Source organism: Streptomyces sp. NPDC007917, assembly GCF_042959105.1.
In the GTDB taxonomy this organism is placed as follows: domain Bacteria; phylum Actinomycetota; class Actinomycetes; order Streptomycetales; family Streptomycetaceae; genus Streptomyces.
Window position 1 is genome coordinate 326,112 of the sequence record NZ_JBIBKK010000011.1, and the last position, 6,229, is coordinate 332,340.

Below are 6,229 nucleotides of genomic sequence, written 5' to 3' on the forward strand. Positions count from 1 at the left end.
GCCGACGCCGTACAGGGGCCCGAAGGTGGGCCAGGAAGCGTACGACGTTGCCACGGGGCGCATCGGCGTCCTGCAGGACGTCTGTCACGTTGACGATCTCGCCTTCGACCACAGGATGCCGGGGCCCCGCGTCGCCTTCCTGCGCCCGGCCGAAGGCGGACGGGAGTGGATGACCGACGCCGGAAACGTCACGTTCCCGGAGGAGGCGAAGAAGCACCCCGACGTCTGCGACGGGCCACGGCGGGAGTGACGCCGGCATGCAGCCCTCTGTCCCTCGCCCCCACCCCCTCGCAAAAAAATGCTTGCTCTACATCAAGCGTTTTTTTGCAAGGGGGTGGTGCCGCGTGTGAGCTCGGGTTGGCTCAGGACGTCGGTGCTGTCGATGAACTGGTCGACGGCTCCGATCGTCGGCAGGGCGCGGATGGCGGGGTCGGTGATGCGGGCGGTCAGGGCGGCGGTGAAGCGTTCGGCGTGCAGGACCTGGAAGGGGCGGCTGTGGTAGGGGCGCGTGGCCGGGTCGACCGGGTCGGTGAGGGCGAGTTGGTTGTGCAGGGCGGCGATGGTCTCGTAGGCGTGGGCCAGGTGCTGTTCGCGGGTGTGCCAGTCGGTGGCGGCGAGGGCGGCGGTGAAGCGCGGGGTGAGTTCGGGGGCTTGGGGGGTGCGGGCGAAGGCGCTGCCGAGCCATTTGCTGTAGGGCGGATAGCGGCGGTCGAGCAGCAGGCAGAGCCGCATCAGATCACGCACCAGCCGGGCGGCGACGACGGCGGAGCCGAGTTCGTCGCCTACTTCGCCGCAGCGGCCGACGAAGGCTTCTTCCTGGGAGATCCGCTGCCACTGGCAGGCGAGCAGGTGGAGCCAGAGATCGTGGGGATACCAGTCGAGGTTGGTCCGGGCCGGGGCGAGCTGTCCGAGCCCGTCGTGGAAGACGGCGCCGGCGGTGACCTCGGCGAGGCGTTGGGTGGGGGTGGCCAGCCAGTCCGCCAGGGTGACGCCCTTGTTCGGGTCGAAGCCCAGGTGCTTGGTGAACCAGGTGGCTGGATCGGTGACGTCGACGCGGTGGTGGACGGGCCCGGCGGTCGTCCGCATGACCCCGATGCCCACCTCGCCGGTGGGGGCGAAGTGGGTCGGGTAGCCGTAGAAGGTCTTCGGCAGGCGGTCGGAGAGCAGCGCGTTGAGCCGCTCGCCGTGGCGGGCGGCGTCCTGCGGGCTCAGGAAGATCTGCAAGCGGGGACCCCACTCGTGGTCCGCGGAGCGGGCGGTGTCGAATCCGAGGACTTCCGAGCCGCTGCCGAGACGGGCGGCGGAGTGCACCATCCCCCGGGCCGCCTCGTCCAGCACGGGGCGTACGGCTTCGAGGTAGAAGCGGCGGGAGAGCTCCAGGCCGGGAATGAAATCGGGCGTGGTCATGCCGGGCAGGGTGCCGGATCGGCGTGTGGATGGTCGAAGGGTTTCCCCGCCCTGGAGTCGGACGGGGACATCCGGCGCTCGCTCGACGCGTACGCGGCCCCCGTCTGAGCTTTGTGGGGATTCGCCAGACCTTGACCTCATCGGCCGTCTACTCTACGGATGCGCCGCGCTACCCACTGCGGTCACCTGAGGAGGAATGCCGTGTCATCGCCCTGCGACCCCAAGTACGCTCCCGCCGGCGACGTGGGTGCGGCGCTCATGATGATCGACTCTCGGCTCAAGAGCGTCTACGACGGCAAGACCGAGACCGACCCCGAACAGCAGGCGCTGATGGACCAGTTCACCGCGTCCCTGGGCCCCGGGGGAGCCGATGCCGTGCTGGACGGCGCGTGCACGCTCATCTTCATGTTCATGAAGTGGCTGCGGATGTGCTACGAGGATCACGACAAGGACGTCATCGAGTACGTGGTGCCCAACCTCGTGGCCACGATGCGCATGATGCCCAGGAGCGTCAGCCCCGAGGCCATCCCCACCATGGCCGGCCTGGTCATCGCGGCGGGCACCGGCCTGAGCCCCAGCCTGTGGCGCAAACAGTACGGATACTGGACCAAGGACGAGATGACTCCCCTGGAAGCCACCGCCTTCCTGCTCGCGGAGCACATCAACCGCCTCACCGACGACCGCGACTTCGCCACCCGCATGATCACCGAGGCTCTGTCCAGCGCGGGCGAGGACTGACGTCGGCGGGGTCCAGGAGTAGCGCGAGAAGCTGCTCGGCGAACTCCTTCGGGTGCTCCGTGGCGCCCACGTGCCCGCCCGGGAACTCCGCGAACTCGCCGCCGAGCAGCTGCGCCAGCCGCCGGGCCGGCCCGTACAGCGGCTCCTGCTGACGGGAGTCCCGCCCGGCCGCGAGCACCAGCCGGTCCGCGGCGGGGCGCAGGGCGGCGAGGTCGGGGACGGTCGCGGTGAACGGGCACAGGACGTGTTCCAGGAAGACGGGGAGGTTGGCGTGCATGCGGGCGGCCATCTCCTGGATCTCGGGCGGCAGTTCGGTCGGCCGGTCCGACGGCCGTCCCCCCAGCCCTTCGTTGAACCGCGCCATCGCGGGGCCGGCCCCGTCCCTGCGGAACGTCTCGCGCACCTCGGCGAAGAGGCGGCGGTGCGGTGCGGGGTCCTCCAGGGTCTCGATCAGCGGGGGTTCGTGGGCGACCACGCGGCGCAGCCGCTCGGGGTGGCGGGCCAGGAGGTCGAGCGCGACGATGGCGCCCGAGCTGCAGCCGAGGACGTACGCGCTCTCGTGGGGCGAGAGCAGTTCGAGCAGCCGGTGGGCGTCGTCGCTCCATACGTCCACCCGCTGGTCGGTGAGCGGGCCGTCGAGGGGGCTGCGGGACAGACCGCGCGGGTCGTAGGAGACCACGGTGCAGTGGGCGGCGAGGCTGGGCGCCATTCCCTCGTACAGCCCGGCGTCGGCGGCGCCGCCGGGGATCAGCAGCAGGACGGGGCCGCTGCCGCGGGTCTCGTAGTGCAGGGTGGCGCCGGGGACGGCGAGGGTGCCGGTCGTGGGCTTGGGCATGGCTGGCCCGCCTCTCTTCCTAGGGGCTCTAGGTTTAACCTAGCAGGCCTAGGTTTGCGTCGCTCACGCCGCCCTGAACCACCTGCCCAGCGCATCGCGCAGGCCGTCGTCCGTCGTGCCCTGCCAGGCGACGTAGCAGTCGGGGCGCAGCAGCAGCGCGGTGTCGAGCTCCGGGACGGTCAGGGTGTCGACGTGCGGTGCCCAGGGGCCCGGGTCGAGGGTGCCGGTGGGGTCGAGGAGGAGTGCGCGGCCGGTGCGGGCCGCCTCGCGCAGGCCCGGCAGGTCGGGCGCCCAGCGGCCGACGAGCGGCCCGGTCGCCGGACCCATGTCGTACGTGATGTCCGCGCCGGACAGCAGTTCCGCGAGGTACTGCCGGGTCGTGGGCTGGGCGAGCAGCTCGCCGAACAGTTCCCGGAAGGCCGTCACTTCGCCGCCCGGGCGGATCAGCAGCGACTGCGCCTGGGTGTGCATGGCGACGCGCCGCGCCACCGGGGCGCGTTCCGCCTCGTAGCTGTCCAGCAGCCCCTCGGGTGCGTGGCCGCGCAGCTCCGCGGCCAGTTTCCAGCCGAGGTTCACCGCGTCCTGGAGACCCATGTTGAGCCCGGGGCCGCCGATCGCCGAGTGCACATGGGCGGCGTCCCCGAGCAGGAGGACGCGGCCCGCGCGGTAGCGCTCCGCGATGCGGGTGTTGCCGCCGAACAGCCGCCTCATCACATGCGGCCCCTGCCCGGTCGGCGGGGCGAGCGGTACGTCCGCGCCGAGCACCCGGGAGGCGCTGGCCCGCAGTTCGTCGAGGGAGGCCTCGCCTTCGGCCGGCTGGTCCCACTCCACCGTGCTGAGCAGCGGATCGCGGTCCGGGAACGGCGCCCAGGCGATCAGGCCGCGCTCGGTGCGCAGATGCTGGAAGGGGGGTACGACGCCGAAGCCGGGCACGACCAGGCTGCCGTCGGCGCCGACCATGCCCGGGTCCACGCTCACCTGTCCCATGCGTGAGACGGAGTCGTCGGCGGTCACGCCGGGGAAGCCGATCCCGGTGGTCTTGCGGACCACGCTGCGCCCGCCGTCGGCGCCGACCAGGAACGCCGCTTGGATCGGCTCCCGCCCGCGCAGTTCGACCGTCACCGACTTCTCGTCCTGCGTCAGACCGGTGACCTCGTGGTCACGGCGTATCTCGACGCCCAGTTCGGCGGCGCGCTCGGCGAGCATCTGCTCGATCCGGCGCTGCGGCACCATCAAGGTGTAGAGGGGGTTGTCGGGCAGGTCGCTCAGTTCGAGCGGGAACGCGCCGAACACGAAACCGGGCACCGGCTCGGGTGTGGCGCCGGGCGCGGTCAGCCGCTCGTAAAGACCGCGCCGGTCGAGCATCCGCACGACCTGGCCGACCATGCCGTTGGCGCGCTGCTCGGTGGACGGTTCGGTGAGACGTTCCAGGACGAGCGGGCGCGTGCCGGCCAGGGCGAGCTCGCAGGCGAGCATCAGGCCATTGGGGCCGGCGCCCGCGATGACGACATCGATCATGAGAAAAGTCCCTTTCGGGCAGGGGGTATCGGCCCGGTCGGTCGCCGGGCTTCGCGTGCGTAGGGGATGCCTAGGGCGTGGGCGCGGGGAGCCCCGCCGCGATCATGGTGATGGCGTCCGTGAGCAGCCGGCTCATCGGCACCGGCGGATCGGTGCGGAGGTGGTGCGCCATGGCCGCGTTCGTCGCGGCCATGACCGCGGACGCGACGAGGTGCGGATACAGGTCCTGTTGCGGATCGGTGCCGGTGCGCTCGGCGACGGCCGCGGCGATCTCGGCCTCGGCGATGGCTCCGGCCCGCAGGAGCTCGCCTTGCAGGGTCGGTTCGGCGAGCACCACGCGCACCCCCGCCGTCCACTGTGCCGCGTCGGGAACGGGGTGGGCGGCCACCGCCGCGTCGGGCTCGAACTGCGGCAGTACGGAGTGGAGGACCGCGTCCCACAGCGGCTCCGCCGGGCGCTCGCGCAGCGCCTCCGCGATGCCCAGACACCGGTCGAGATGGCGGGCGGCGATCGCCTCGCCCTTACTGGAGAAGTAGTTGTTGAACGTGCGCGGCGAGACCCCCGCGGCCTCGGCGATGTCCTCCACCTTGACGCTGTCGAACCCGCGCTCGACGGTCAGCCGGATCGCCGCCCAGCTGAGCGACGCGCGGGTCTCGGCCTTCTTCCGCTCTCGCAACCCCATGCCAGGAAGGGTAGCAAAACTTGCGCGCTACGCAAAGATGCGTGGTGCGTAAAGATGCGCACCACGCAAGATTGCCTCACCCGCCGCCCCCGTCCTCCGGTCGGCTCAAGCCAGGTCGCCCTGATCCGCCGCCCCGGCCAGCGCCCGCATCCGCCGGCGGAAGCCACCGCCCTCCGGGGAGCCGAACCACACGGCCAGATGGTCCGCGTCAGCCGCCCGCCAGGCCTCCACCTCCTCGCGCACCTCCCGGACATCGCGCCCGTCGTCGTCCCAGTCGATTCGCGCCCCGGCGTTGATCTCCCGCCCGCCGCTCAGCTCCCGCAGCCCCGCCCGGCGCCCGGCGAACTCCCGCGGGTCCAGGCCCACCCCCTGCCACCAGTCGCCGATCTGCGCGGTCCTGCGCAGCGCGGCGGGCGAGTTGCCGCCGATGAGGAACGGCACGGGGCGCTCGGGCACGGGCTGGAAGACGGCGCGCTCGTCGAAGGAGTGGAACGCGTCCTCGTACGGTCCGCCGCCGCTCTCGTGCAGGTGCCGGATCAGCCGCAGCGCGCTGGTCGTCCGGACGCCGCGGGTCGCGAAGTCGGCCCCGGCGGCGTCGAACTCGTACTGCTCCCATCCGCTCCCCACCCCCAGGACGAACCGGCCGCCGCTCATCCGCGCCAGCGTCGCCGCCTGCCGGGCGACCAGCAGTGGGTCGCGCAGCGGGAGGATGAGGACCGAGGTGCCGAGCGTGACCCGGCGGGTGACGGCCGCGAGATAGGAGAGCGCGGTGAGAGGTTCGTGGACGCCGCCGTACTTCTCCGGGCCGTACGGGCCGGGCGGCAGCAGGTGGTCGGGCAGCCAGACGCCGTCGTATCCGAGGCGCTCGGCCTCCTGGGCGAGTTCGGTCAGCTCGTGGATGCCGGTCTCGGGCGACTCGGCGGGCAGGATGACGTGGAGTCGCACGGCGGGGCCCTACCTTTCTGGTGGGTTCGAAATGATCATTCGTAAGATCAGCGGGACCCAGGGGCTCTGGGTATGGCAGATGGTGGGGAGACCGCTGGATGGCT

At 71.8% G+C, this 6,229-nt stretch carries 7 protein-coding genes; 2 read left to right on the forward strand and 5 right to left on the reverse strand.

All coding sequences use genetic code 11. The features are described 5' to 3' along the window. Positions 1 to 25: 25 nt before the first annotated feature. Entirely contained in the window at positions 26 to 250 is a 225-nt protein-coding gene (locus ACFZDL_RS24230) for a hypothetical protein (RefSeq protein WP_353592415.1), read from the forward strand. Positions 251 to 312: 62 nt separating this feature from the next. Here ACFZDL_RS24230 and ACFZDL_RS24235 read toward each other — a convergent pair whose 3' ends face one another. Next, positions 313 to 1,407 carry a DUF4037 domain-containing protein gene (locus ACFZDL_RS24235; RefSeq protein WP_353592416.1) on the reverse strand — a complete coding sequence of 365 codons (1,095 nt, stop codon included), beginning with the start codon at positions 1,405 to 1,407 and terminating at the stop codon, positions 313 to 315. Positions 1,408 to 1,608: 201 nt separating this feature from the next. Between ACFZDL_RS24235 and ACFZDL_RS24240 the strand changes: the two genes are divergently transcribed. Further along, on the forward strand, positions 1,609 to 2,145 hold the full coding sequence (locus ACFZDL_RS24240; RefSeq protein ID WP_353592417.1) for a hypothetical protein: 537 nt from the start codon (positions 1,609 to 1,611) through the stop codon (positions 2,143 to 2,145). Here the strand turns inward: ACFZDL_RS24240 and ACFZDL_RS24245 are convergent. The 4 genes from ACFZDL_RS24245 to ACFZDL_RS24260 all read right to left on the reverse strand — a co-directional run bounded on the left by ACFZDL_RS24245 (position 2,111) and on the right by ACFZDL_RS24260 (position 6,125). Then, positions 2,111 to 2,980, reverse strand: a complete 870-nt coding sequence (locus tag ACFZDL_RS24245; RefSeq protein ID WP_353592418.1) for an alpha/beta fold hydrolase — start codon at positions 2,978 to 2,980, stop codon at positions 2,111 to 2,113. The genes ACFZDL_RS24240 and ACFZDL_RS24245 overlap by 35 nt on opposite strands. Before the next feature lie 63 nt (positions 2,981 to 3,043). After that, a complete protein-coding gene (locus tag ACFZDL_RS24250; protein WP_353592419.1) occupies positions 3,044 to 4,498 on the reverse strand; it encodes an FAD-dependent monooxygenase in 1,455 nt (484 codons plus the stop codon). A 70-nt stretch (positions 4,499 to 4,568) separates the two neighbouring features. After that, positions 4,569 to 5,180, reverse strand: coding sequence for a TetR family transcriptional regulator (locus ACFZDL_RS24255; protein WP_353592420.1), 612 nt, complete (start codon positions 5,178 to 5,180; stop codon positions 4,569 to 4,571). 105 nt (positions 5,181 to 5,285) lie between these two features. Beyond that, positions 5,286 to 6,125 (reverse strand): TIGR03619 family F420-dependent LLM class oxidoreductase, encoded by an 840-nt coding sequence (locus tag ACFZDL_RS24260; protein ID WP_353592421.1) that lies wholly within the window; start codon positions 6,123 to 6,125, stop codon positions 5,286 to 5,288. Positions 6,126 to 6,229 lie beyond the last annotated feature (104 nt).

Excerpts from the sequence above, each read along its gene's own strand:
- ACFZDL_RS24245 (WP_353592418.1), bottom strand. The coding sequence starts at position 2,980 with ATGCCCAAGCCCACGACCGGCACCCTCGCCGTCCCCGGCGCCACCCTG.
- ACFZDL_RS24235 (WP_353592416.1), bottom strand. The coding sequence starts at position 1,407 with ATGACCACGCCCGATTTCATTCCCGGCCTGGAGCTCTCCCGCCGCTTC.
- ACFZDL_RS24250 (WP_353592419.1), bottom strand. The coding sequence starts at position 4,498 with ATGATCGATGTCGTCATCGCGGGCGCCGGCCCCAATGGCCTGATGCTC.
- ACFZDL_RS24255 (WP_353592420.1), bottom strand. The coding sequence starts at position 5,180 with ATGGGGTTGCGAGAGCGGAAGAAGGCCGAGACCCGCGCGTCGCTCAGC.